Origin of the sequence: Providencia sp. JGM181, assembly GCF_018257375.1 — a bacterium.
Lineage (GTDB): Bacteria > Pseudomonadota > Gammaproteobacteria > Enterobacterales > Enterobacteriaceae > Providencia > Providencia lanzhouensis.
The window spans coordinates 1-26,231 of sequence record NZ_JAERJY010000014.1 but is presented as its reverse complement, the minus strand read 5'-3'; the positions used below and the strand labels follow the sequence as shown (position 1 = coordinate 26,231).

The window sequence follows — 26,231 nt, the reverse complement described above, 5'->3', positions numbered from 1 at the left end:
GACATATTGAGAATAACGCGACATGTAGAAATTGAAAGAAAAATGCGAGATTTTATCGGTGCCGGTTAAATAACCGACACCAGAGAAATTAACACCAGCGTTCTGCCGCCCATTCTGCCTGCTGTTGCGCATCGTGGAATGTCCAGGCCACGAAGCGACTGATTTTTTGCCCTTGAGCCATTTCAATGGTGCGAACTTCGGCCGCACCCACTTGCTTCAACGCGTGATAAATCGAAGGCAAGGTCGCGCTTTTAGAAATCAATGAGGTGAACCACAGGCAGTTTTGCGCCAGGCTAACGCTCTCCTCTACCATTTTACGTACAAAGGCTTCTTCACCGCCTTCACACCATAGCTCTTTATTTTTTCCACCAAAGTTCTGTACTGGCGTGTCGGCCACCTCGCCTTTACCCAGCTTTTGCAGTTTGCGGCGGGTACTGGCTTGCGCTTCCTGTTCAGTGCTATGGAACGGAGGATTACACATTGTGGCATCAAATTTCTCCGCCACACCGATGATGCCGTTCAAAATAGATTCAGGTTGTTTTTGCAAACGCAGACGCACGCTGTTTCTCAGCGTCGGATTCATCTCCACGATCATTTTAGCCGCATTGAGCGATACAGGTTCAACCTCCGAACCAGTAAAACGCCAGCCGTACTCACGCAGGCCAATGATAGGATAAATACAATTGGCGCCAACGCCCACATCAAGGATAGCCACGCCTTTACCACGAGGGATCTCGCCGCCGTTACTGGTCGCCAGCAGGTCAGCCAGATGGTGTAAATAGTCGGCACGCCCAGGGATCGGCGGGCACAAATAACCGGCGGGAATGTCCCAGTGTTCGATGCAATAAAAATGTTGCAGCAACGCACGGTTAAGCATTTTAACTGCCGTAGGATCGGCAAAATCTACCGAGATGTCGCCCCAGGCGTTCGGTTTGACGAATGGCTTCAGAGCAGGGCAACTGGCGATCAGCGCCGGGAAATCATAGCGCGAGCGATGACGATTACGCGGGTGCAAGCCGCTTTTCTGCTGCGGGAAGGTTTTCTTTTTTTCCACCGTGACGGGCTCTCTTAAAGGTATTTCTGACGCGTACGATACCATATACCCTAGAGCTTTCAAGTTGCAGGTAGGCGACAAGCGAAGATAGGCGGGAAGCATATAGATAAACTATGTGACTCGGCGAGCTGAGCGTATAGCTCAGTGACCAGGCATCGACCTAATTGGCGTAACTGTTTCAACTCATGTAACTCATGTAACTCATGTAACTCATGTAACTCATGTAACTCAACTTACCACGCAATAACATTTTGAGGTAAATTCCCCGTTATTAGCAGTACAAGTTTTCCCTTAACTGGGCTACTATGAGGGTCGCAAACGCCCTTTCAACTTTCCGCGAATTCACCCTAACAACAAGATAAAATAGCGTTTACGCCGAAAGTCAAAAGCCCATAAATACATCAAATATTCAACAAGTTAAAAACATGACAGAAAACCAAAGTTTCGAATCCCATACGCCGATGATGCAGCAGTACTTAAAACTCAAAGCACAACATCCCGATATTTTGCTGTTTTATCGTATGGGGGATTTTTACGAACTGTTCTTTGATGATGCTAAAAAAGCCTCTCAGTTACTGGATATCTCTCTCACTAAGCGTGGTCAATCTGCCGGTCAACCTATCCCGATGGCGGGCGTTCCTCACCATGCAGCCGAAAACTATTTAGCGCGATTGGTACAGATGGGAGAATCTGTCGCCATTTGTGAGCAAATTGGTGATCCTGCCACCAGCAAAGGTCCTGTTGAGCGCCAAGTAGTGCGCATTGTGACACCGGGTACCATCACCGATGAAGCCTTACTTAATGAACGCCAAGACAACTTACTGGCAGCGGTATGGCAAGAGTCCCAAGGGTATGGCTTTGCGACCTTAGATATCACATCGGGTCGTTTTATCATCAGTGAAATTGATGATGAAGAGTCATTAAAAGCCGAGCTTCAGCGTACCCGTCCAGCTGAATTACTTTATCCTGAAGATTTCGCTAGCATGTCATTGATTGAACTTAATAAAGGCTTACGCCGTCGCCCATTATGGGAATATGAATTAGACACTGCAAAACAGCAATTAAACCTGCAATTTGGTACCAAAGACTTAATCGGATTTGGCGTCGAAAATGCGCATAAAGCCTTACGGGCTGCGGGTTGTTTGCTGCAATATGTGAAAGATACTCAGCGAACTGCACTGCCGCACATTCGTAGCATTATCATGGAAAAACAACAAGATAATGTGATTTTAGATGCCGCAACTCGCCGAAATTTAGAACTAACTCAAAACCTTGCGGGGGGAACCGAAAATACCCTTGCCGCGATTTTGGACAAGTGTGTCACCCCAATGGGGAGCCGTATGCTAAAACGCTGGCTTCATACCCCATTGCGTAACCTCACTGTGTTGAATAACCGCCAGCAAGCCATTGGCGCACTGCAACAATACGGCTTTGAGTTACAGCCGTTCCTTCGCCAAATTGGTGATTTAGAACGCGTGCTCGCTCGCCTCGCATTACGCTCAGCGCGTCCTCGTGACTTAACGCGTATGCGCCATGCATTCCAGCAATATCATGATATTCACCAAATTCTGGCGCAATCCGATTGCGGCTACCTCGGTGCGTTAACGCAACGTATTGGTCAATTCGATGAGCTTCAAAGCTTGCTCGAAAAAGCAATTGTTGATGCCCCTCCGGTTTTAGTTCGTGATGGCGGTGTCATTGCCCCAGGTTACAACGGCGAACTCGATGAATGGCGAGCGCTGGCAGACGGTGCAACAGATTACCTCGACCGTTTAGAAATTCGTGAGCGTGAAAAACTGGGTATCGATACCCTAAAAGTGGGCTATAACGCGGTACACGGTTACTACATTCAAGTAAGTCGTGGACAAAGCCACCTCACGCCAATTCATTATGTTCGTCGCCAAACGCTGAAAAACGCGGAGCGCTACATTATCCCTGAATTGAAAGAGTATGAAGATAAAGTCCTGACATCAAAAGGCAAAGCGCTAGCTATCGAAAAAGCCTTGTATGATGAACTGTTTGATATGCTGCTGCCACATTTAGCCGCGTTACAAACCAGTGCCGAAGCGCTGGCTGAATTGGATGTTCTATCCACCCTCGCGGAGCGTGCAGACACCCTTGGATATACCTGTCCTCAATTAACAGATAAACCTGGCATTCAAATTACTGAAGGTCGTCATCCGGTTGTCGAGCAAGTGCTTAGTGAGCCTTTTATTTCTAACCCGCTATCCCTTTCTCCCCAACGCCGCTTGCTGATCATTACTGGTCCCAATATGGGCGGTAAAAGTACCTATATGCGCCAGACTGCACTGATCACCTTACTGGCCTATATCGGCAGTTTTGTGCCAGCCAGTAAAGCCGTCATTGGGCCAATTGACCGTATTTTCACACGCGTCGGAGCCTCTGATGACCTCGCATCTGGGCGTTCAACCTTTATGGTAGAGATGACCGAAACGGCGAATATTCTGCACAATGCCACTGAACACAGCTTAGTATTGATGGATGAAATTGGTCGCGGTACATCTACCTATGATGGGCTTTCTTTAGCGTGGGCATGTGCTGAAAACTTAGTTAATCGCATCAAAGCAATGACCTTATTTGCAACTCACTATTTTGAATTAACCACCTTACCGGAAAAGCTGGAAGGTGCGGTCAATATTCACCTCGATGCGATTGAACACGGTGATACCATCGCCTTTATGCATAATGTGCAAGACGGCGCGGCAAGCAAGAGTTACGGTTTAGCCGTTGCTTCACTGGCTGGCGTCCCAAAAGAGGTGATCAAACGCGCGAAGCAAAAACTCAAAGAACTGGAAGTTATCTCCAATAATGCCAATGCGAGTCATGTAGATAGCGCTCAGCTGAGCTTCTTAGGGAGTGTGGAAGAGGAACCATCTCCAGTATTAGCCGCTTTAGAGGAAATCGACCCTGACAAGCTAACGCCACGCCAAGCCCTTGATTGGCTATATCGTTTAAAGGAAATGGATAAGTAGCATGGATGAGTACGCTGAATTATTGGCGCCAATTAAGCAATTTTTGCAGTGTGAAACTCCCGATGCGTGGATCCACAAAGCCAGTCAGCCTGAAAATTTACCGACGATTTTGAAGGATCATCTGCTGTGTGAATTAAAAGCGGCGCAAAGTGCCATGTTTTTAATTCGCAAATATGCAGTGGATAAAGAAAGTGCGGCGATTTTATTAGAGTGGTTCAAACCCTATGAAGCCTTTGCATATGATCGCATTGGTGATGTTCACACATTGAAGAATAAGAACCAAATTTCAAAACAGATCCTAGCAAAAAAACAGTCTCCGTATAGCCAAGATTTGATTGATAAAATGGTGTTGTTAATCAAAGAGGAATTGCACCATTTTTACCAAGTGCTAGAAATTATGTATCAGCGAGACATTGCGTATGATGGCATCACCGCAGGGCGTTACGCAAAAGGGTTATTCAACCATTTAGATCCTCATGATCCGAAAACCTTGGTGGATAAGCTTATTATTGGAGCTTACATTGAAGCGCGCTCTTGCGAGCGGTTTGCCAAATTAGCGCCACACTTGGATGAGCAACTTGCCAATTTTTATACCTCATTACTACGTTCAGAAGCGCGCCATTATCAGGATTACCTACAACTTGCCCAGTTGATTAGTAAAACAGATATTACTGAGCGTGTACGTTTTTATGGAGGAGTTGAAGCGCAGTTGATTTCAACGCCAGATGATGATTTTAAATTCCATAGCGGCGTACCGATTGATTAACTCCACCGACTAAAAAGAAAAGCCTCTGTTATCAATGACAACAGAGGCTTCATGTGTTTTAACACGGCAGATTACATATTGAATAACGCTTCCAGCGTTAAATCTTCGCCTTGTAAAATATCTTTTAGACGTCTTAAACCTTCAACCTGAATTTGACGAACTCTTTCACGAGTGAGCCCAATTTCGCGCCCAACCTCTTCCAGAGTTTCCGCTTCATATCCCAACAAACCAAAACGACGCGCTAAGACTTCACGTTGCTTAGGATTGAGTTCATATAACCACTTAACGATATTCTCTTTTAAGTTGTTATCTTGGATAGTGTTTTCAGGCCCTGAATCATTATCATCCGATAATACTTCCAGCAATGACTTCTCAGAATCCCCTGCGATAGGCGTATCAACCGATGTAATGCGCTCATTTAAACGTAGCATTCGGCTGACATCTTCAACAGGTTTATCTAATTGTTCAGCTATCTCTTCAGGACTTGGCTCGTGATCGAGCTTTTGAGCAAGTTCACGGGCTGTACGAAGGTAAATATTGAGTTCTTTGACGATATGAATCGGTAGACGGATTGTTCGGGTTTGATTCATGATGGCACGTTCAATCGTTTGACGGATCCACCAAGTCGCATATGTTGAAAAACGGAAGCCTTTTTCAGGATCAAACTTTTCAACTGCACGAATCAACCCAAGATTTCCTTCTTCGATCAGATCGAGTAAGGCAAGACCTCGGTTGTTATAACGGCGAGATATTTTTACCACTAAGCGAAGGTTGCTTTCTATCATGCGCTGACGCGATGCCACATCCCCCCGAAGGGCTCTGCGGGCATAGAAAACTTCTTCCTCTGCGGTGAGGAGTGGAGAGAATCCAATTTCACTGAGATAAATTTGGGTTGCATCCAAAACACGTTGACTCGCGCTTTGGAGTAACTCCGTGTCTTCATCCAGTTCTGAAACTAGATCCTCTTCTTTGAATTGACTCTCATCAAATGCTTCATCCATCGCATTTTCATCGAGGTCATTATACAACTCGTTAACTTTCAGCGAACTTTGGCTCATCAGTGACTCCGACCCAAGATAATGAGGACGGAATGTGTCACTCCGCCCAGTTTATCGCTGCGGTAAATAACGCAACGGGTTTACTGATTTTCCCTTATAACGAATTTCAAAATGCAAACGAACAGAACTTGTTCCGGTGCTACCCATAGTGGCTATCTTCTGACCTTCAGCAACATCCTGTTGGTCACGCACAAGTAACGTATCGTTATGTGCGTAGGCACTTAAGTAGTCATCGTTATGTTTTATTATTATGAGATTTCCATATCCGCGCAGTGCATTGCCAGCATAGACGACTTTACCAGGAGCAGCTGCAATAACAGATTGACCGCGAGAACCAGCAATATCAACACCTTTGTTTCCACCTTGTGCATCAGAGAAGCCTTCAATCATCTTCCCATCAGCAGGCCAACGCCATTTAATTGACGAATTGTTGGTGCTACTTCCTGTTGTTGCTGTTGCAGTCGTAGTGGTTGGGCTCGCTGTTGTCGTTGAAACCGTTGAGGCTGGTTTCTTGTTATTCGGCAACATCTTACCTGAATTCTGCCCGCTACTATTTTCAGGATACCCATTAGTTGGTTGAATATCAACCGGGCGCTGTTGACTATTTGACGCCGTTTGTGTGATCGAGCTCACATTTGTATTACCAATATTTATCACCTGACCTACATCCAAGCTGTATGGTTCAGAAATATTGTTTTTCGATGCTAACTCACGGAAATCATTACCCGTTATATAGGCGATATAAAACAGAGTATCGCCGCGCTGAACGGTGTAGGTGTTGCCGTTATAACTGCCTTTAGAAATGCGGCCGTAGTCTCGATTATAAACAATACGTCCATCGCTGCTGGTTGAAACAGGTCTAGAGGTATTATTTCCCATCGAACTATTAGACGACAAATTAGGTCTGTCTGAAGGCATCGCCGTACTCATTCCAGTATTGGACGGAGGATTAGGCACCGTTCTTGGTGCAGATTGTTGGCTAGATGAACCTCCATCATTCACACTCGAAATCGGTGCTGCGGGATGATAAGGCGTTGAGCATCCTGCTAATAAAGCACCGCTAAATGAAAAGATAACCGCCCATCGAATTCTGTTTATTGGGCTAACAATTTTCATATTTCTTCTCCCGTGAAGAAAAATCTGACCTGATACTAAAGGGTTAGAATGCAATTAATGCTTATTAAATATTAGTATCTTAAAATATTTCGCTTATTAAAGCAGAAATATAAAATAATGGACAAGTTAAATGTATCAAAAGTATAACAAATTGAGATTATCACTTAACAGTTTGAGTGAAATAACCCATTAATTCCAAATAACTTAAAGGGCTATTAGCTCAAATCACCGGCAACAAGAGGGACAAAACGTACTTTTTCAATCACATTAGTGTGATAGTCATTACCGCGACGGGTAATTAATTTCAGAGCCTGATCTTTGTCACCGACAGGGAGCACTAGGCGCCCTCCATCTTTTAACTGCTTAAGTAACAATGACGGAATTTCGCTAGGTGCGGCAGTGACAATGATCCCATCAAAAGGACCTTTTGATTGCCAGCCTTCCCAGCCATCACCGTGGCGAGTAGAAATATTGTGTAAATCTAACAACTTGAAGCGACGTTTTGCCGTCCACTGCAAGCTTTTGACTCTTTCGACTGAATACACATGCTCACAAAGATGAGCCAAAACCGCCGTCTGATACCCAGATCCCGTGCCAATTTCCAGCACATGGTCCGTCGGTTTAACCGCCAATAAGGCGGTCATTTTTGCAACAATATACGGCTGTGAAATGGTCTGCCCATGACCAATTGGTAATGGGATATTATCGTAGGCTTGATGAGAGAGCGCTTCGTCAACAAACCGTTCGCGAGGAACTAGCGCGAGCGCGTCTAATAGGCGCTCATCGTGAATTCCCTGTTGGCGCAACTGTGCCAGCAGTTCTTTCATGAGCCCAATTTTCATTTTGCCTTCACTCCTGACTTATCTAGCCACTCTTCTAATACTGACTGAGTTTTATAAGACGTTAAATCCACTTGCAATGGCGTTATTGAAACATAGCCATTTTGTACGGCTTCAAAATCCGTGCCCGGACCTGCATCACGAATTTCCCCAACCGGTCCTAACCAATACAGCATATTACCGCGAGGATCTTCCAAATTATAAACTTCAGATGCCGCATGACGGCTGCCACAGCGGGTAACTTTAATCCCTTTTAACTCATCATAAGGAATATCTGGCACATTGATATTCAAGATATTTCCCGCACGTAATGGATTTTTTTGCAGCATAGTGAGGATATCGCACGTTACCTTGGCCGCCGTTTCATAATGCACATCGCCATCCAATGAAACCGCAATAGAAGGCAAACCTAAGTGACGCCCTTCTGTCGCCGCTGCAACGGTACCAGAATAAATCACATCGTCCCCAAGATTTGGACCACAGTTGATTCCAGAGACCACAATATCAGGACGGGGACGCACAACTTTATTCACCCCGATATACACACAATCCGTCGGTGTACCTTCTTGAACAGCAAGGTCACCATTACTTAATGTTTGGATTTTTAATGGTCTATCCAACGTTAGTGCGTTTGACGCCCCACTGCGATTGCGATCGGGCGCAATTACTTGCACATGATAATGTTGGCGTAATGCCGCCGCCAGCGTTTGTATTCCTGGCGCCATTACCCCATCATCGTTACTCAATAATATATTCAGCATCCACACAATCCTGATTAATAATTTCGCGTACAACACTCGTGGCAAAGCTGCCTGAATTCAAGAAGAAGCTCAGCTTCACGGTTGACGAGTCTAGCCACTGCCATTGCAGATTTTGCGGCTTAACCAGTACAGCTCGTCTCGCTGGAGAAACGCGCTCACTTTTCATTAGTGCCATAAATGGCTGATAATCTTGTAAACAGTGAGTCTCGAAAGCGAGGGCATCATCTTGGGTGCCTAAATCGCCATCCCCGGGAAGCGGCGCTGTCACACTTAGCTCAGCAGATTGTAAACGCGCTTGCAGAGAGTCTAACTCTTCTGCCGTCGCCACAAACCAGCTACCACGTCCGGTTAATTGCAGTGCATCCCCCAACATTGCGTGTTGCTGTGTCTGATTTGCAATTCGCGCACTGGCGATATCATTAAACATAGCACTTCGCGCGGCAGAGAGATAAAAACTGCGTTTATTTCGTTCACGTACTGTAATTTCTTGATTTGCCCAGCGGCGAGCTTGAACCAAGTTTTGCCCATCCCGACCAAAACGTTGTTCGCCAAAATAGTTCGGAACACCTAAATCAGCCACTTTTTGTAGGCGTTGTTCTACATCATCGGTGTCCGTAATATCCCGCAATGTGACTTCGAATTGATTTCCTTTTAGGGAACCAATACGTAATTTGCGTTTCTGACGAGTGACCGCTAATACACGGCACCCTTCAAGCTGCCAAGCAGAAAAATCGGGCGTGTCTTTACCCGGCATTTGCAGACAGAACCACTGCTCCGTCACCGCATGCCTATCTTTCAATCCCGCGTAGCTAACTGCTCTGGCGGAGACCTTAGCAAACTTTGCCAGCTGTTCTGCGACATATAAAGTATTACAGCCTGTTTTTTCAACGCGAACCATAACGTGCTCGCCTTCGCCATCAAGCTCAAAACCTAAATCTTCTTTCACCACGAAATCTTCAGGAATACTTTTTAATGTCCCTGAAGAGAGGGGTTTACCATGCAGGTACTGAACATTCATAACTTTCATTACTATTATCTTTGATAAGTAAAACCACAGCGGCGCAAGCAATCCCTTCTTTTCGCCCCACAAAACCCAATTGTTCTGTGGTGGTTGCTTTCACATTGACGTCATCCATGTGGCATTCGAGATCTTCGGCAATATTCACGCGCATTTGTGGGATATGCGGCAACATTTTGGGCGCTTGTGCCATGATAGTGACGTCGATATTGCCAATCAAATAACCTTTTTTACGTACTTGGCAAAAGGCTTCTCTGAGTAATACTCGGCTATCTGCACCTTTATAAGCAGGGTCTGTATCTGGGAATAATTTTCCGATATCCCCAAGTGCCGCAGCACCTAAAATGGCGTCTGTCAGCGCGTGTAAGACCACATCACCATCCGAATGTGCGATAAGACCTTGTTCGTAAGGAATGCGAACGCCGCCAATAACGATAGGGCCTTCACCACCAAACTTATGCACATCAAAACCGTGTCCGATTCTCATTTTTTTTCCTTATGATTTCATTCTTGAAAGATAAAATTCCGCCAGCGCCAAATCCTCTGGTCGCGTCACCTTAAGGTTATCAGCTCGCCCCGATACTAATATCGGTTGATAACCGCAATGCTCAAGTGCGGAAGCCTCATCCGTGATTACTGCATTTTCTTTCAATGCTTTATCTAAACAGTCACGTAGTAATACTAATGGGAAAAACTGCGGTGTTAAGGCATGCCAGAGCGCTTCTCGCTCAACAGTATGGGAAATACTTTGCGTTCCCTCCACGCCCCGTTTCATCGTATCCCGAACCGGAGCCGCCAGTATGCCTCCACAACAATCATTCTGAGTGGCTAACTGAACAATAGTATTTAAATCATCTAAATGCAGACACGGACGCGCCGCATCATGCACCAATACCCAAGCATCATCATACTCAGGTTGCGAAACCAGATAGTTTAATCCTGATAATACTGAATTTGCACGCTCTTTCCCCCCGATAACCGTAACAACGCGAGGGTCTTTGGCAATATCGAGGTGATGGAAATAATCATCTTCAGCGCTTAATGCAACCACGATTTTTTGTACGTCTCCACTGCGCAATAAGGCATCAATGGTGTGTTCAATAATGGTTTTCCCTGCGATCGACAAATATTGCTTTGGGCAATCTGCATTCATACGACTGCCCACTCCGGCAGCGGGGATCAACGCAACAATCGGTGCTGCGCTGGATGTTCTTGGATTTATCATGATTCGAATCTTACATCAGAAATTATCAGGCTCTTGGGTGTGGTCGACCCTACACGATGATTATTGAGATGACGGTGGATTATTACGCTCTTTGACCATTCGATAGAATGATTCCCCAGGTTTTAACATACCTAACTCGCTACGTGCGCGTTCTTCAATTGCATCCTGACCATCATTCAAGTCATTGATTTCTGCAAATAGCTGCTCATTACGCTGTTTTAAACGCGTATTCACAATTTCCTGCGCAGCAACATCATCCTTGACTTTGACATAGTCATGGATGCCATTTTTGCCTAACCATAAGGAATATTGTAACCAAGCTAATATCGCAATTAATAGTAGCGTTAATTTACCCATCTTGCCCCCTGAAATGATTTGCTAATCATCCCATAACTAAGCGCATGACGCTACTGCGATGCAAATATTGTCTAAAAAAGTCAGAATTGTTCGCGCTAGAAGAGATTAAATATCACCCAATTCCCTATAAATGTAGAAAAGGATGATATTTATGTAAAATCAATTTGCTATAGAAATGATATTTCGCTGTTGCAGCAGTTGAATCACCTGCGCTAAAGAATCATGGATAGGAAGCAGACCATCAAGGTGCAGTTCTGGGTTTTGTGGTGGTTGATAAGGCGAGTCAATCCCCGTGAAATGGGAAATCTTGCCTGCTCGTGCTTGCTGATATAACCCTTTGGGATCTCGCTGCTCGCAAACCTCAATGGGCGTATCCACATACAGCTCATAGAACTGATCGGGCTCAAATAATTCGCGAACTCGCTGTCTATCTTCTTGATAAGGAGAAATAAACGCCGTAGCCACAATCATCCCCGCATCCACCATTAACTTTGCAACTTCGCCAATTCGTCGAATATTTTCCTGCCGATCCCCATCACTAAACCCAAGGTCACGACATAATCCATGGCGAACATTATCTCCATCTAGAAGATAGGTTTTGATCCCCAAATTCGCCAATTGTGTCTCTATCGCCCCCGCCAACGTGGACTTTCCTGATCCCGATAAGCCCGTCAACCACAGCACTGCGCCTTTGTGACCATTGTGCTGCTCTCGCCATTGCCGAGTCACATTATGGGAATGCCAAACAATATTCTCCGACCGACCATTTTCCAATGTATCCATAACGTTACTTCCCACCTAACACATCGCGGGCACCCCAATGAGGGAAGTGGCGGCGGATCAGTTGGTTAAGCTCAATTTCGAATTGGCTAAATTCACCACGGTGTACCGTTTCTTCTGGCTGCGCTTCTCGAACTAGCCCTGCCCCCACCGTCACGTTTGTTAGCCTATCAATCAAAATCATCCCACCGGTATCCCCATTATTTTGGTAATTTTCCAGTAGTAACGGTTCATCGAATGAAAACTCCACCAAACCTATGCCGTTCAATGGCAGTTCAGTGGCCACTTTCTGAGTTAAGTTATTCACATCCACTTGATACTGAATGTTTTCAACTTTGCCTCGGCTTCGCTTGCCTGCCACTTTAATATCCACTTGTTGACCTTGCACCAGCGGCTGTTCTGACATCCACACCACATCCACTAACGCGTGCTGACTTGCAAGCAGCTCCTCATTTTCAGCGACAATTAAATCGCCACGACTGATATCGATTTCATCGTTCAGTACTATCGTAATCGCCTCACCCGCAATAGCTGAAGGTGGGTTGCCAGAAAATGTCACAATCTCCTTGATGGTTGAAACGCTCCCTGAAGGCAGCACTTTTACTCGTTGCCCTACCTGTACAACCCCCGATGACACGGTGCCACTGTAGCCACGAAAATCTAAGTTTGGACGATTCACATATTGCACAGGAAAACGCAATGGCTGGTCAGCGGCCGTCTGAGTGACTTGCACCGTTTCCAGTAACGACAATAACGTTTCCCCTTGATACCATTGCAAATTCTCGCTTGGCGATACGATGTTGTCCCCATCCAGTGCAGAGATTGGCACAAACCAGACGTTTAAATCTACCGGAAGTTGCTGCGCAAATTGCTGGTAATCTTGCTGAATTTTATCAAACACGGACTGACTATAATCCACCAGATCCATCTTATTCACCGCGACGATCAAATGACGGATCCCCAAGAGCGTACTAATAAAACTGTGGCGTCGCGTTTGCTCTTGAATGCCTTTTCGAGCATCGATCAACAGAATAGAGAGTGAGCACGTTGATGCACCTGTCGCCATATTGCGGGTATATTGTTCATGTCCCGGGGTATCCGCGATGATAAACTTGCGTTTTTCCGTCGAAAAATAGCGATATGCCACATCGATGGTGATCCCCTGCTCGCGTTCAGCCGCTAATCCATCCACCAGCAATGCCAGATCCAATTTCTCGCCTTGAGTCCCTATCCGCTTACTGTCGCTTTGTAAAACTGACAATTGATCTTGGTAGATTTGTTGAGTGTCATGCAGCAAGCGTCCAATCAAGGTACTTTTCCCATCATCCACATTGCCACAGGTAAGAAATCGCAATAATCCCTTATGTTGCTGAGCCAGCAAGTAAGCTTCTACGCCACCTTGCTGTTGAATTTGATGCGCCATTGCGTCGTTATACGCTAATTCAGCCATGATGTTGCTCTCCTCACCGATTAATTAAAAATAGCCTTGGCGCTTTTTCAGCTCCATAGAGGCGGATTGGTCACTATCAATCAAACGCCCTTGGCGTTCACTGGTGGTGGATAGCAACATCTCTTCGATAATTTCAGGTAGTGTGCTGGCATTCGACGGCACGGCTCCCGTCAATGGCCAGCAGCCTAATGTCCGAAAACGGACTTTTTTCTTGGCGATGACCTCTCCCGCTTTTAGCTCTATACGCCCATCATCCACCATGATTAAGGTGCCATCGCGCTCAATCACAGGGCGTTCATCCGCAAAATAGAGTGGGACAATGTCGATGTTTTCCAAGTAGATATATTGCCAAATATCCAGTTCAGTCCAATTAGATAACGGGAAAACGCGGATGCTTTCTCCTTTATTAATTTGTCCGTTGTAATTGTGCCAAAGTTCCGGTCGTTGGTTCTTTGGATCCCAGCGATGCGAGCGGTCACGGAATGAATAAATTCGTTCTTTTGCGCGTGATTTTTCTTCATCACGCCTAGCCCCACCGAACGCAGCATCAAAACCATATTTATCTAACGCCTGCTTTAAGCCCTCAGTTTTCATGATGTCGGTATGTTTCGCGCTACCATGAACAAACGGGTTGATACCAAGACGCTCCCCCTCAGGATTTCGGTGAATCAATAATTCAAAACCGTATTTTTTCGCCGTCTCATCACGGAACTGGTACATTTCACGAAATTTCCATCCGGTATCCACATGCAGCAACGGGAAAGGGATAGTCCCAGGGTAAAATGCTTTTCGAGCCAAATGCAGCATCACGGATGAGTCTTTACCAATGGAATAGAGCATCACAGGGTTAGCAAATTCCGCCGCCACTTCACGAATAATATGAATACTTTCCGCTTCTAATTGCTGTAAGTGGGTTAATTTTTTTTCGTTCACGATTTACTCCTCGATTAAGCCAATTCCAGCACGGCTGAGCGCCATTGAATGGTTTCGGGTTGCTGACCAAACCACGCCAGCTGTTGATGTAATGCCGCCACTTCACCAATGACGATTAATGCAGGTGCTGGCGCTTGCTGAGCCAATGACTCCAATTCATGCAACGCTCCCACAATCACTTTTTGATTTTGCCGGGTCCCACAGCCAATCACTGCAACGGGGGTATCTCGATGACGCCCATATTGAATAAGCTGCTGGCGAATATTGGCGGCTGTCACAGTACCCATGTAGATAGCCAGTGTTTGATGACCGCGTGCTAATGCTTGCCAATCCAACTCAGCCCCCTCTTGTCGACAATGTCCGGTAATAAACGTGATACTCTGCGCGTGTTCTCTGTGGGTCAGCGGGATCCCCGCATAAGCCGCCGCACCAATAGCGGCGGTGATACCGGGTACGACTTGAAAAGGGATGTTAGCCTCGGCAGCAACTTGCAACTCTTCACCACCACGACCAAAAATAAACGGATCCCCGCCTTTTAAGCGCACTACCTTTTTGCCTTGCTGGGCATAGTTGACGATCAATTGATTAGTTTCCTCTTGGGAAACGCTATGATTTCCTGCTCGCTTACCCACACAGACTTTGTCTGCATCACGGCGAACAAGATCAAGGATTTCCGTGCTCACCAGATGGTCATACAGCACCACATCCGCATTTTGCAGAACTCTCAAGCCTTTAAGTGTTAATAGCCCCGCATCACCCGGTCCAGCCCCCACTAAGGTTAACTCCCCTTGGTTATCCGGCTTCGCTAGCTGTTGCTCCAGCTGCTTTTCTGCATCATCCAGTTGCCCGCTTTCCACCAAAGAGGCAAAGCGCCCGCTAAAACTCAATTCCCAAAAACGTTTACGCTCACTGAGCTTGGTCAAATTCTGCTTTACGCGCTCACGCCAGCGCCCTGCAATCTCCGCCATTTTACCCAACGATGTTGGCAGCAAGGTTTCCAGTTTTTCCCGTAATAATTTTGCTAACACAGGCGCGGTGCCACCCGATGAAATCGCCACCATAATGGGAGAACGGTCGATAATCGAGGGAACAATAAAGGAACAGAGGGGCTGGTCATCCACCACATTGACAAAAATATGTCTCTGCTGTGCATCATGAAAAACTTTCTTATTGAGCGCTTGGTCATCCGTGGCAGCAATCACCAAGTAAGCATCATCAAGGTGATAAGCTTGATAAGGTTGCTGTACCCAGTGCAATTGTTTTTGTTGATAAGCCAACTGCAAGCTTTCGCAAAGTTCAGGGGAAATCACCACCAGCGAGGCATGGGCTTTCAATAATAATTCGGCTTTACGTGCGGCGACCACACCGCCGCCAATCAAGACAACTTGTCTTTCTCGCACACTCACAAATAAGGGTAGGTAATCCATAAATCGCTTCCATCCAACATTTTAATTATAAGAGCAATGAAATTGACTATATGGCGTGAATTGGTCACTTTGAAATGACAAAAAAGCATGAATAGGAACAGAAAGGCATAAGCTAAATAAAGTGGAGAAAACCCAGTAAATTAAGCCTATCTTCCGCGATTTGATATAAATAAAAAATAAAGGGACACCCTTATTTTAGATAAAGGCATCCCTTTGTTATTAAACAAATAAATTAGTTTTTTACTTATTAGTAATACAAGTAATTAATTATTTAAACCAAGTCTTTAATTTTCTGAAAAAGCATTAATTTTCATGTAGCCCGCATTCACGCTTTAAACCAAAGAAACGAGTTTGCTCTTCACTCATACCGGGTTCCCATGGACGACTGGTATGAGTATCTCCCACTGATAAATACCCTTTTTCCCATAATGGATGGTAGGGTAAATTATGTTTGGTCAGATACTGATAAACCTCTTTATTATTCCAATCAATCACTGGCAGAATTTTAAAAATCCCGCGTCCAATACTCAGCACTGGTAACGCTGCTCGGCTCGCCGATTGTTCTCGTCTTAGTCCTGAAAACCAACTTTGCGCCTGCAATTCATGCAGCGCCCGCGTCATAGGCTCTACTTTGTTCAATTGGTTATAACGCTCAATTCCTTCAACCCCTTGAGTCCACAACTGCCCATGAATGGCTTCTTGCCAAGCTGGGCTGGTTTCCGCTCGGTACACTTTCAAATTTAAGTTTAACCGTTCCGTTAACTGTTCAATAAACTGGTAGGTTTCAGGAAACAGATAACCCGTATCCGTTAAAATCACAGGAATATTGGGGACCACTTGCGTGACTAAGTGCAGCGCCAAAGCACCTTGGATACCAAAGCTTGATGACAACACAAATTCAGCAGGAAGATGTTCAACCGCCCATTCAACGCGAGCTAGTGCGGTCATCTCTTCAAGTTTCGCGTTGAACTCTGCTAAATAAGCGACTTGATCCTGTTTATCTAACGACTGAACTTGTGCTAATTGAAGTCGGCTCATACCGCCTCCTTGACCTCGTAAAAATCGATAGCTGAGTTGAGTACCGGCTTCACGACGTTAGCGCGGATCAGGTAGTCACCAAAACCTTCATTCGATTGACGCTCTTTTGCCCAGCGACCAATCAACTCATCCAGAATTGCTAAAATCTCTGCGCTGCTGATATTTTCCTTATACATTCTAGGGATACGCGTACCAATGCGATTTCCACCTAAATGCAGGTTATAACGGTCGAGAGCTTTACCCACCAATCCGACTTCCGCCAGCATCGCGCGACCGCAGCCATTTGGGCAGCCTGTAACGCGTAAAACAATATGCTCGTCAGCCACATGGTGCGCCGCCATGATGTTTTCAACTTGCGTGACGAATTCCGGCAAAAAGCGTTCCGCTTCCGCCATCGCCAGCGGACAGGTTGGGAAAGAGACACAAGCCATCGAGTTTTCACGCTGACGCGTCACTTCACCGCTCATCAAACCGTGCTCAATGGCAATTTTCTCTATAGCCGCTTTATCTTCTTCCGCAATCCCCGCCACAATTAAGTTTTGGTTAGCCGTCAGGCGAAAATCCCCTTTATGGATTTTAGCGATTTCGGCGACGCCGGTTTTTAACGGTTTGTCCGCTAAGTCGATTAAGCGCCCATTCTCCACAAATAAGGTTAAATGCCAGCGATTATCAATGCCTTTTAACCAACCAATTTGGTCGCCACGCTCCGTAAATTGGTAAGGACGAATAGCGTCAAACTGCACACCAGCTCGTTTTTCCACTTCCGCTTTAAACACCTCTATCCCAACTCGCTCAAGGGTGTATTTGGTTTTGGCATTTTTACGATCAGTCCGGTTTCCCCAATCACGCTGCGTAGTGACAATCGCTTCAGCAATTGCCAAGGTTTTATCTAAGGGAATAAAACCAAATTCACTGGCAAGACGTGGGAACGTGTTGGTATCGCCGTGGGTCATCGCCAAACCGCCGCCCACCAGCACGTTAAAACCAACCAATTGCCCATTTTCAGCAATCGCCACAAAGTTCATATCATTGGCATGGAGATCCACATCATTCAATGGCGGGATCACCACGGTAGTTTTAAATTTCCGAGGAAGATAGGTTTGCCCTAAAATCGGCTCTTCATCGGTGGTCACAATCTTTTCTTTATCCAACCAAATCTCAGCATACGCACTGGTGCGAGGTAGCAAATGCTCAGAGATTTTTTTCGCCCATTCATAGGCTTGCTGATGCAGTTCAGACTGCACAGGGTTAGACGTACACAGTACGTTACGGTTTACGTCATTGGCGGTAGCTAACGCATCCAGCCCAACATGGCTGAGCATTTGGTGCGCCGGCTTCACATCCCCTTTGAGAATACCGTGAAACTGGAATGTTTGGCGGTTGGTAATACGAATGCTGCCGTACAGCGTGTGCTCAGAGGCAAATCTATCAATATCGAGCCACTGTTTCGGGGTAATGATGCCTCCCGGTAAGCGACAACGCAGCATCATGGCATGACGCGGTTCTAGCTTCTGCTCTGCTCGCTCTGCGCGAATATCTCTGTCATCTTGTTGATACATTCCGTGAAAACGGATCAGCAAGAAGTTATCTCCGTCAAAACCGCCTGTTAAGCCGTTTTTGAGATCGTCTTTGATAGTGCCTCGTAAATAGTTACTTTGCTGCTTCATCCGCTCGCTGTCAGCGAGCTTTCCTTCAACCACTAAGGCCGGCTGAGGTGCAGCTTTTTGATGTTCATTGCTCATTAATAAACGTCCCTCTGATAACGGCGCATCACACGCAGCTCACTTAAAAAGTCATCCGCTTGCTCTTCATCCATGTGCCCGTGCTCGCTGATGACATCCAATAATGCTTGTTCCACATCTTTCGCCATGCGATTTGCATCCCCACACACATAAATATGTGCGCCTTGCTGGATCCAGTCCCACACTTCGCTACCTTGTTCGCGCAATTTGTCTTGCACATACACTTTTTCAGCCTGATCCCGCGACCACGCTAATGAAATATGGGTCAGCAAACCGTCTTTGACATAACGCTGCCATTCGACTTGATATAAGAAATCGTCAACAAAATGCGGATTACCGAAAAACAGCCAGTTTTTACCTTCGCTACCGTCGTTATCACGTTGTTGTAAGAAAGCGCGGAATGGGGCAATCCCCGTTCCCGGACCAATCATTATCACGGGAGTATTTGAGTCTGCGGGTAGCCGGAAATTATCGTTATGTTCAATAAACACCCGCAGTTCATCACCTTCATTGAGACGATCCGCTAAGAAGCCAGAAGCACCACCTGTTCTTGGACGTCCATCAATCTCATAGCGCACAACACCAACGGTGGCATGAACTTCATCAGTCGCTTCTGCCTGTGAAGATGAAATGGAATACAAGCGTGGCGTTAATGGACGCAGTAAATCCACAAACTCTTGTGCACTTGGTTGAGCCGCCGCTTGGCGTACCATATCGACGATCGGCATGGTTTGCGCATACTGCATAATGGCTGGCTTATCGCTGATCAAGCCTAATAAGCTATCGTCTTTGGATAACTGAGCGTATTTTTCGACGATCAAATGGGTATTTTGGGTCAGTTCCAGTTGGTAAGTTAACGCATCACGCAGCGAATGGCGCTGTTGACCAATAAATACGTCTTCATCCCCTTGTAGCCATAACAGGCTAATCAGCTCATCCACTAACGCAGGGTCATTATCAAACCACACGCCTAGTGCATCTCCCGGCTGATAGCGTAAACCAGAATTCCCCAAATCAATCTCAATATGGCGCACATCTTTGTCCGATCCGCGCCCCGTGATCTTTTGGTTACTCAACAGCGAGGCGGTTAATGGCGCCGTTTTGGTGTATGGGGAAGAATCGAGCTGATTCACACTGCCAGATTGAGTATTGATGAGCTGGCTATCTGACTGAGCTGGTACTCGCGCTTTTAAAATCTGCGTCAAAGAGCTTACCCACTCGTCTGCCAATGCCTGATATTCAACATCCGCATCGACCCGAGGAAGCAACGCACTCGCCCCGAGTTTCTCAAACTGGCTATCGAAATCTTTTCCTGCTTGGCAAAAATGCTCATAAGAAGAATCGCCAAGCGCAAAAACCGCATAATGGGCGGATGAAAGATCGGGTGCTTTCTTCGAATTCAAATATTTATGTAATGCAACGGCCTCTTCAGCTGGCTCCCCTTCACCTTGGGTGGATGCCACAACGATCACCACTTTCTCTTGGTTGATCTGCTTAAACTTGTAATCACCAGCATTGACTAAATTGGCACTGATTTTCTCACTCAGTAGCTTTTCTCGAAGCTGCTCAGCTAAACGACGGGCATTACCCGTTTGGGAGGCTGAAATAATGGTCACGGTTTCTTGAGGCGCATTGCTTGCAGGAACAGATTCACTTTGCGCACTGTTTTGATTCACCATTCCCCACAAATAGCCAGATAGCCAAGCCAGTTGATGGGATGAATAATCCCCCACTGCGGTTTGTAAGCGCCCTAATTGCTCCGTCGAAATCGGTAATGCTGATAATGGAGGTTGCTTGTTTTGCATTATTTTGTCACTCCAACGTGATCCATCATTGAATAGTCAATAAAACGTTATATATGCCATTCTCTATCCCAAATGAAGATAAAGGTTATAACAGCCATAACTAGGAAGATAAGAAACTATAGCCATAACTAATAGCTAAAAATCCTAAAGAAAATATTCGATGATGAATATCGAATAAAAAGATTAGCCAGAAATCGATAAATAACGACATTTTGAGTAAAAATAACAGTAGAATACGCTACTAAACATTAGTAAGGAGAAATTTATGAGCACAACCATCTACAAAGATTTTCACTTTGAAGCAGCCCACCGCCTTCCTCATGTACCCGAGGGGCATAAATGTGGTCGCCTGCATGGGCACTCTTTCATGGTGCGCTTAGAAATCACGGGTGAAATTGATGCGCATACGGGATGGATCATGGATTTTGCTGATGTGAAAAGCGCCTTTAAACCTATCTATGAGCGTCTAGACCATCACTATTTAAATGAGATTGAAGGGTTAGAAAACCCAACCAGTGAAGTACTTGCTCGCTGGATTTGGCAGCAAACCAAGCCACTGTTACCACTATTAAGTGCCATTACAGTTAAAGAAACCTGCAATGCAGGCTGTGTATATCGCGGAGAAGCCTAAGTCAAATAGGTGCTGAGCTGTAAGTTATCACCTACAGCTCAAAGACATAATGATTACTGAATATTCAGATATTTATGGGTTTGAATGGATAGCCGCCAGTTGCGTTGAATGCAGGTATCGATACATAACTTCGTCGCTGACACTTTTTGGCTAATAGGCTGAAGCGCCACAATCGGTGGCTCACCCTGAGTTCGCAAAGATAATAGCTGGTCAAGGGCTTCAATATCCTTTTCACGCGCTACAGGATGCTTGATTTCATTGGCACGATTAATCGCCTGTTCGAGCACTTGCAATCCACCTTTCATACCCACTTTTGGCGAGACCGTGACCCAAGTATTTTCAGTGCAGATGATTGGGTAAGTGCCGCTGGTTTCAATCTGGCATTGAAACCCATTCGCTTCAAGGGATTGCGTTAAGTTCGTTAAATCATAAATGCACGGCTCTCCACCCGTTATCACAATGTGTTTTGCGGTATAGCCGTTTTGTTGCATCAGTTGGATTAAGCTTTCGGCATCGGACATTGCCCATAAATCACTGTCTTGTGTTTTTAATGCAATATCACCCAATGTGGATTCCTTCGCGGGCTCTTTGTCCCAGGTCTGTTTGGTATCGCACCAACTACAGCCAACTGGACAGCCTTGCAAACGAATAAAAACAGCAGGGACGCCAGTAAAAACACCTTCCCCCTGTAAAGTTTGGAAGATTTCATTAATTGGGTATTTCATATTGCTCCTAGAAGATTCCATTTGGCGCATATTATATTGCAGATATCTATCTCGCGGGCAATGCACTTTGTGATAATGTAGTCACCCTGCGTTCAGGAAAGTACGTCAACTCAAACAACGAAACCGAAACAATATTCGGTACAATATTTCGAAATAAAGTCAATGACAGGAAAAGACATGCAAAGTAGTGAACAAAATCAACTCAGAAAGGGGCTGAGTGTCCGGCACATTCGCTTTATGGCCTTAGGGTCAGCGATTGGTACTGGGCTATTCTACGGTTCTGCGTCTGCGATTCAGGCAGCAGGTCCCGCAGTGTTACTAGCCTACATGCTAGGTGGTGCCGCCGTATTTATGGTGATGCGCGCTCTCGGCGAAATGGCGGTTCATCATCCAGTCCCAGGTTCATTCTCTCACTACGCAAGCCATTATATGGGTCCTCTAGCGGGTTTTTTAACCGGCTGGAACTACGTATTTGAAATGCTGGTGGTCTGTTTAGCCGATATTACCGCCTTCGGGATGTATATGGGCTTCTGGTTCCCGCATGTCGACCAATGGGTATGGGTATTGAGTATCGTGCTATTTATTAGCGCCCTCAATCTTTGCCACGTTAAGATTTTCGGTGAAATGGAATTCTGGCTATCAATTATTAAAGTCAGCGCCATTATTGCCATGATTGTAGGCGGTGCCTTCTTGATGATCTACGGTTTTGGTCAAGAAACTAACCATGAAGTGGGTATCCAAAACTTATGGGAGCATGGCGGCTTTATGCCAAATGGCATTGAAGGGGTGATTGCCTCTCTCGCAATAGTGATGTTTGCTTTTGGTGGGATTGAGGTGATTGGTATCACGGCAAGTGAAGCGCAAAATCCTGAAAAAACCATTCCGAAAGCTATCAATGCGGTGCCTATCCGTATCCTATTATTCTATGGATTAACACTGTTTATCCTGATGTGTATCTACCCATGGAATCAAATCGGTCAAAACGGTAGTCCGTTTGTCCAAATCTTCGATAGCTTAGGCATTCAATCCGCAGCCAATATCCTGAATATCGTGGTGATCACCGCGGCAATTTCCGCTATCAACAGTGATATTTTTGGTGCTGGGCGCATGATGTACGGTATGGCTCAAGATGGGCAAGCGCCAAAAGTCTTTACCAAACTGACTAAAAGCGGTGTGCCATGGGTGACCGTGCTGGTGATGTCCGTGGTGATGTTATTAGGGGTTTACCTAAACTACCTGTTACCTGAAAAAATCTTCGTGATTATCGCGTCAATTGCGACCTTCGCAACGGTATGGGTCTGGTTAATGATCTTACTGTCTCAAGTAGCAATGCGCCGTAAAATGAGCCAAGAAGAAGTCAAAAAGCTGAAATTCCCAGTACCTTTCTGGCCTGTGGGACCTGCAATCACTATCGCATTTATGGTGTTTGTTATCGCATTATTAGGCTTCTTTAAAGATACACAAGTGGCGCTGATCGTGGGCTTTGTGTGGGTGGCTTTACTCAGTATCACCTTCTTTGCGATGCGTTCTTACCAAAAACGCTGATCCCTTTTCATTAAGAGATCAATAAAACAGCCCTACATCGAGCAGATCTAGGGCTGTTTTTTTAATGATTCTCCATTTTATGGAACCGTTAGTTCTACTACATCACGCTGACGCAAGCGCCTGTTCAATATCTGCAATTAACTCATCGACATTTTCTAAACCAATAGATAGTCGAATCAGCCCATCACTAATGCCGTATTGCAGCCTTTCTTCCGGTGTATAGGTCGAATGGGTCATACTAGCAGGATGTTGCGCTAACGACTCGCAATCCCCCAAACTCACCGCCCTAGAAAACAGTGCTAAATGGTTTAAGAACCGCTTGCCTGCTTCCAGCCCCCCTTTTAGCTCAAATGCAATCATGCCTCCGGCTAATTTCATCTGCTTTTGGGCTAACTGATACTGCTCAAAACTCGGCAAACCCGGGTACATAATGGTAGCGACTTTTGGGTTCACTTCTAAATATTCAGCAATTTTCTGTGTGCTTTGGACTATCCTATCCATACGAACAGACAAGGTTTTCATTCCTCGAATAATCAGGTTAGCGTCATGAGGAGATAAGCATGCCCCCGTCATATCTTTCAACCCCACTAATCGAATCAGTTTTGCGCACTCTGCCGTTGTGGCTACCGCTCCCCCCATAGCATCCCCATGACCATTCATGTACTTGGTCAACGAGTGCAGCACAATATCCGCCCCCAATGTCAGTGGTGTTTGAATATACGGCGTGCAATAGGTGTTATCGACTGCCACTAAGATATTATGTCGATGAGCAATCTCACTCACCGCAGCAATATCCACCAAACGCATGTTCGGGTTAGCGGGTGACTCAAAGAATATCATGCGCGTTTTTTTCGTAATGGCTTGAGCGACACTCTCTGGATCACTCATATCAATGTGCTTAATTTTCACACCAAATCGAGCCAACCCATGATGAAAAAAGGCATAAGTACAGCCATAAACTGTTAAGTCCACTAACAGTTCATCACCCGGATTTAATAATGTCCAAAATGTAGCCGTGATTGCGCCCATACCTGACGAGAACACAATTGCCGCCTCTCCCTCTTCAAGAGAGGCAATTCTATTTTCCAATAGATTTAATGTTGGGTTATTAATTCGGGTATAAATATAGCCATCTTTTTCACCACTAAAACAGGCTGCGCCCTCTTCGACACTTTTAAATACATAAGTCGATGTTTGATAAATTGGCGATGCCAATGAACCTAAATGATCTTGTGCATTATAGTGACTATGAATTGCCCGTGTTTCGAAAGAACGTTTTATATCTAAACTCATACCACCTCCGAAAAATTACCCTCCTTGGGATTGAGATAATCGAGAACCGACAATTTGCATTGTTCGCAAAAGCGTCGTAATTCCACGCAATGTATTTGGATCTTTTAATAATCCATACACTGAGCGAAAGTTAGGATTTTTACTATCATGTATTCCTTCCATTTTTGCCATATTGTAGGCAGTACCTAATTCCCATACAGGCACTAAAGTATCTTCAAAAGAATTTGATAATCGTTCTACTGTACTGTTATCTAATATATCGACAAGGTCAGACACTAGTGAAAGCAGATCCACAATATTATCTAAGCGATTTAAATGTAATAACGGTGCTAATTTTTCAGCAAGATGATTACCGGATTCTGAACTTAATAGTTCAACCAGTTTACTTTGACTTTCATTATTCGACATTTTTGATTCCTTATTAAACTAAGCCACGGATTGCTGCCCAATAAATACCTCTATTGAAGCCATTTCTTAGTAATCCACCGAGCTTTGTTGGCGGAGTCGGAATAACATCGTGCTTGTAATCGTATTGCAAAGGCATACCCGCCGTTAATCCCATTTGAGCAACAGCTTGTACTCGACCATCATAAATAGCCGCTGGGTAACCATAAATTAACTCACCACAAATATTATCAGCAATAATTGCAGCTTGGTTATGGCAGCTCCCCCCGGCTTTACTAATTGGTAAATCAACTGTATCACCAATAACATAAACACCTTCAACACCATAGACTTGCATAGTTTCATGGTCAGTCGGTAACCAACCTTCACCATTATTGTGTTCACTTAATCCGGTATTTACGACCGCCCCTACTGCGGTAATAGGTGGAGTGCTAATTAATAAATCGAAAGGCTGCTCATCACCTTCTTTGGAATAAGCTAATTTCTTATCTGGGTCGACTTTATTTAAAGTAAACCCTCTTTGAGCTTTAATATTTCGAGAAACAAACACTTCAGGAATAACTTCGCAAACCGGCTGTTGCATGAATAAACAATTACGCAGTAATTGTGCAACCGTTGGATAGGTATAAACAATTTCAATATTATCTCTAACCCGACGTTTACGTAAAAACTCATCAATCATGAGTGTTGTTTCCATCGGTGCTATACCACACTGATGGGGAACGTTTGGTGTTTCAGGAAATGAAACGGTAATAAAAATACGACCTTTTTCAATCTTAGATAATTGATCGGCTAATTTACGCGAGGCATCATAGGCATAAAAATGGTTACCCATTTCCTTTAATCCTTCAATACGCTCAGGTCTAGGGATACACCCTGTGGCAACGACTAAATAGTCATAGTGATATTTTTTATTATTTCTTGAGTGTAACTCTTTATTTTTAAAATCAAATGAATCAACTTTATCAATAACTAATTCAATTTCTGGCCTTAATAACTCACGCTCAGGTCGGCTTAGTTCTTCTTTAAAGAACATATTAAAAGCCACATACATAAATGCAGGTTTATAATAATGTATCGGATTATCTGTTATTAACGTTATTTTTATTTTTTGAGAAAAAATGTCTTTATTAAGTTTTCTAGCCAAAATATTAGCTAACATGGTACCGCCAGTACCACCACCCACAATAACTATATTTTTCATGATTTAAAATCCTTAAGAAATAAAACAGCTCGATAAATAAAACCTGTTCATCGCCGTGCTTTACAC

General features: G+C 45.0%; 24 protein-coding genes. 4 read left to right on the top strand and 20 right to left on the bottom strand.

Annotation, left to right across the window (positions count from 1 at the left end; translation table 11 throughout):
• Window positions 1–88: 88 nt before the first annotated feature.
• Complete coding sequence (gene rlmF / locus JK188_RS03850) at window positions 89–1,054, bottom strand: 23S rRNA (adenine(1618)-N(6))-methyltransferase RlmF (protein WP_211887715.1); 966 nt, start codon at window positions 1,052–1,054, stop codon at window positions 89–91.
• A 425-nt stretch (window positions 1,055–1,479) separates the two neighbouring features.
• Between rlmF and mutS the strand changes: the two genes are divergently transcribed.
• Both mutS and miaE read left to right on the top strand, forming a co-directional pair.
• Entirely contained in the window at window positions 1,480–4,047 is a 2,568-nt protein-coding gene (mutS, locus tag JK188_RS03845) for a DNA mismatch repair protein MutS (protein WP_211887713.1), read from the top strand.
• A gap of 1 nt (window position 4,048) precedes the next feature.
• Entirely contained in the window at window positions 4,049–4,813 is a 765-nt protein-coding gene (miaE, locus tag JK188_RS03840; RefSeq protein WP_211887712.1) for a tRNA isopentenyl-2-thiomethyl-A-37 hydroxylase MiaE, read from the top strand.
• A gap of 71 nt (window positions 4,814–4,884) precedes the next feature.
• On the opposite strand, the gene rpoS is transcribed toward miaE, so the two are convergent.
• From rpoS to cysJ, 15 genes are all read right to left on the bottom strand, one after another.
• Window positions 4,885–5,871 (bottom strand): RNA polymerase sigma factor RpoS, encoded by a 987-nt coding sequence (gene rpoS / locus JK188_RS03835; RefSeq protein ID WP_108478377.1) that lies wholly within the window; start codon window positions 5,869–5,871, stop codon window positions 4,885–4,887.
• A 51-nt stretch (window positions 5,872–5,922) separates the two neighbouring features.
• Window positions 5,923–6,987: a murein hydrolase activator NlpD gene (gene nlpD, locus JK188_RS03830; protein ID WP_108478378.1), complete on the bottom strand. Its 1,065-nt coding sequence runs from the start codon at window positions 6,985–6,987 to the stop codon at window positions 5,923–5,925.
• 215 nt (window positions 6,988–7,202) lie between these two features.
• Window positions 7,203–7,829 (bottom strand): protein-L-isoaspartate(D-aspartate) O-methyltransferase, encoded by a 627-nt coding sequence (locus JK188_RS03825; RefSeq protein ID WP_036955749.1) that lies wholly within the window; start codon window positions 7,827–7,829, stop codon window positions 7,203–7,205.
• Complete coding sequence (surE, locus tag JK188_RS03820; protein WP_211887711.1) at window positions 7,826–8,587, bottom strand: 5'/3'-nucleotidase SurE; 762 nt, start codon at window positions 8,585–8,587, stop codon at window positions 7,826–7,828. Before surE ends, JK188_RS03825 begins: the two co-directional genes overlap by 4 nt.
• A complete protein-coding gene (gene truD / locus JK188_RS03815) occupies window positions 8,565–9,614 on the bottom strand; it encodes a tRNA pseudouridine(13) synthase TruD (protein ID WP_211887710.1) in 1,050 nt (349 codons plus the stop codon). The genes surE and truD overlap by 23 nt, the downstream gene beginning before the upstream one ends.
• Complete coding sequence (ispF, locus tag JK188_RS03810) at window positions 9,580–10,092, bottom strand: 2-C-methyl-D-erythritol 2,4-cyclodiphosphate synthase (RefSeq protein ID WP_108478380.1); 513 nt, start codon at window positions 10,090–10,092, stop codon at window positions 9,580–9,582. The genes truD and ispF overlap by 35 nt, the downstream gene beginning before the upstream one ends.
• Window positions 10,093–10,101: 9 nt before the next feature.
• The gene (ispD, locus tag JK188_RS03805) at window positions 10,102–10,830 is read right to left on the bottom strand and encodes a 2-C-methyl-D-erythritol 4-phosphate cytidylyltransferase (protein ID WP_036955761.1); all 729 of its coding nucleotides are present in this window, start codon (window positions 10,828–10,830) and stop codon (window positions 10,102–10,104) included.
• A 60-nt stretch (window positions 10,831–10,890) separates the two neighbouring features.
• Window positions 10,891–11,187, bottom strand: coding sequence for a cell division protein FtsB (gene ftsB / locus JK188_RS03800; RefSeq protein ID WP_036955764.1), 297 nt, complete (start codon window positions 11,185–11,187; stop codon window positions 10,891–10,893).
• Window positions 11,188–11,346: 159 nt separating this feature from the next.
• A complete protein-coding gene (cysC, locus tag JK188_RS03795; protein ID WP_211887709.1) occupies window positions 11,347–11,970 on the bottom strand; it encodes an adenylyl-sulfate kinase in 624 nt (207 codons plus the stop codon).
• Between the two features lie 4 nt (window positions 11,971–11,974).
• A complete protein-coding gene (gene cysN / locus JK188_RS03790; RefSeq protein WP_211887708.1) occupies window positions 11,975–13,417 on the bottom strand; it encodes a sulfate adenylyltransferase subunit CysN in 1,443 nt (480 codons plus the stop codon).
• 24 nt (window positions 13,418–13,441) lie between these two features.
• Entirely contained in the window at window positions 13,442–14,350 is a 909-nt protein-coding gene (gene cysD / locus JK188_RS03785; RefSeq protein WP_036955774.1) for a sulfate adenylyltransferase subunit CysD, read from the bottom strand.
• 14 nt (window positions 14,351–14,364) lie between these two features.
• Window positions 14,365–15,777: a siroheme synthase CysG gene (gene cysG, locus JK188_RS03780; protein ID WP_211887707.1), complete on the bottom strand. Its 1,413-nt coding sequence runs from the start codon at window positions 15,775–15,777 to the stop codon at window positions 14,365–14,367.
• Between the two features lie 303 nt (window positions 15,778–16,080).
• Complete coding sequence (locus JK188_RS03775; protein WP_211887706.1) at window positions 16,081–16,815, bottom strand: phosphoadenylyl-sulfate reductase; 735 nt, start codon at window positions 16,813–16,815, stop codon at window positions 16,081–16,083.
• A complete protein-coding gene (gene cysI, locus JK188_RS03770; protein ID WP_211887705.1) occupies window positions 16,812–18,557 on the bottom strand; it encodes an assimilatory sulfite reductase (NADPH) hemoprotein subunit in 1,746 nt (581 codons plus the stop codon). The genes JK188_RS03775 and cysI overlap by 4 nt, the downstream gene beginning before the upstream one ends.
• Window positions 18,557–20,362 (bottom strand): NADPH-dependent assimilatory sulfite reductase flavoprotein subunit, encoded by a 1,806-nt coding sequence (cysJ, locus tag JK188_RS03765; protein ID WP_211887704.1) that lies wholly within the window; start codon window positions 20,360–20,362, stop codon window positions 18,557–18,559. The genes cysI and cysJ overlap by 1 nt, the downstream gene beginning before the upstream one ends.
• Before the next feature lie 265 nt (window positions 20,363–20,627).
• Between cysJ and queD the strand changes: the two genes are divergently transcribed.
• Window positions 20,628–20,993: a 6-carboxytetrahydropterin synthase QueD gene (gene queD / locus JK188_RS03760; protein WP_036955790.1), complete on the top strand. Its 366-nt coding sequence runs from the start codon at window positions 20,628–20,630 to the stop codon at window positions 20,991–20,993.
• Window positions 20,994–21,046: 53 nt separating this feature from the next.
• Here the strand turns inward: queD and queE are convergent, their stop codons facing one another.
• Entirely contained in the window at window positions 21,047–21,718 is a 672-nt protein-coding gene (queE, locus tag JK188_RS03755; protein WP_187129607.1) for a 7-carboxy-7-deazaguanine synthase QueE, read from the bottom strand.
• Between the two features lie 177 nt (window positions 21,719–21,895).
• Between queE and JK188_RS03750 the strand changes: the two genes are divergently transcribed.
• A complete protein-coding gene (locus JK188_RS03750; protein ID WP_211887702.1) occupies window positions 21,896–23,263 on the top strand; it encodes an amino acid permease in 1,368 nt (455 codons plus the stop codon).
• Window positions 23,264–23,365: 102 nt separating this feature from the next.
• Here the strand turns inward: JK188_RS03750 and megL are convergent, their stop codons facing one another.
• Genes megL through JK188_RS03735 form a run of 3 tightly spaced genes read right to left on the bottom strand, consistent with a single transcriptional unit; the run spans window position 23,366 to window position 26,165 of the window.
• Window positions 23,366–24,556, bottom strand: coding sequence for a methionine gamma-lyase (megL, locus tag JK188_RS03745; protein WP_211887701.1), 1,191 nt, complete (start codon window positions 24,554–24,556; stop codon window positions 23,366–23,368).
• A gap of 15 nt (window positions 24,557–24,571) precedes the next feature.
• Window positions 24,572–24,964 carry a hypothetical protein gene (locus tag JK188_RS03740; RefSeq protein ID WP_154627625.1) on the bottom strand — a complete coding sequence of 131 codons (393 nt, stop codon included), beginning with the start codon at window positions 24,962–24,964 and terminating at the stop codon, window positions 24,572–24,574.
• A gap of 13 nt (window positions 24,965–24,977) precedes the next feature.
• Complete coding sequence (locus JK188_RS03735) at window positions 24,978–26,165, bottom strand: NAD(P)/FAD-dependent oxidoreductase (RefSeq protein WP_211887700.1); 1,188 nt, start codon at window positions 26,163–26,165, stop codon at window positions 24,978–24,980.
• Between the last annotated feature and the right edge of the window lie 66 nt (window positions 26,166–26,231).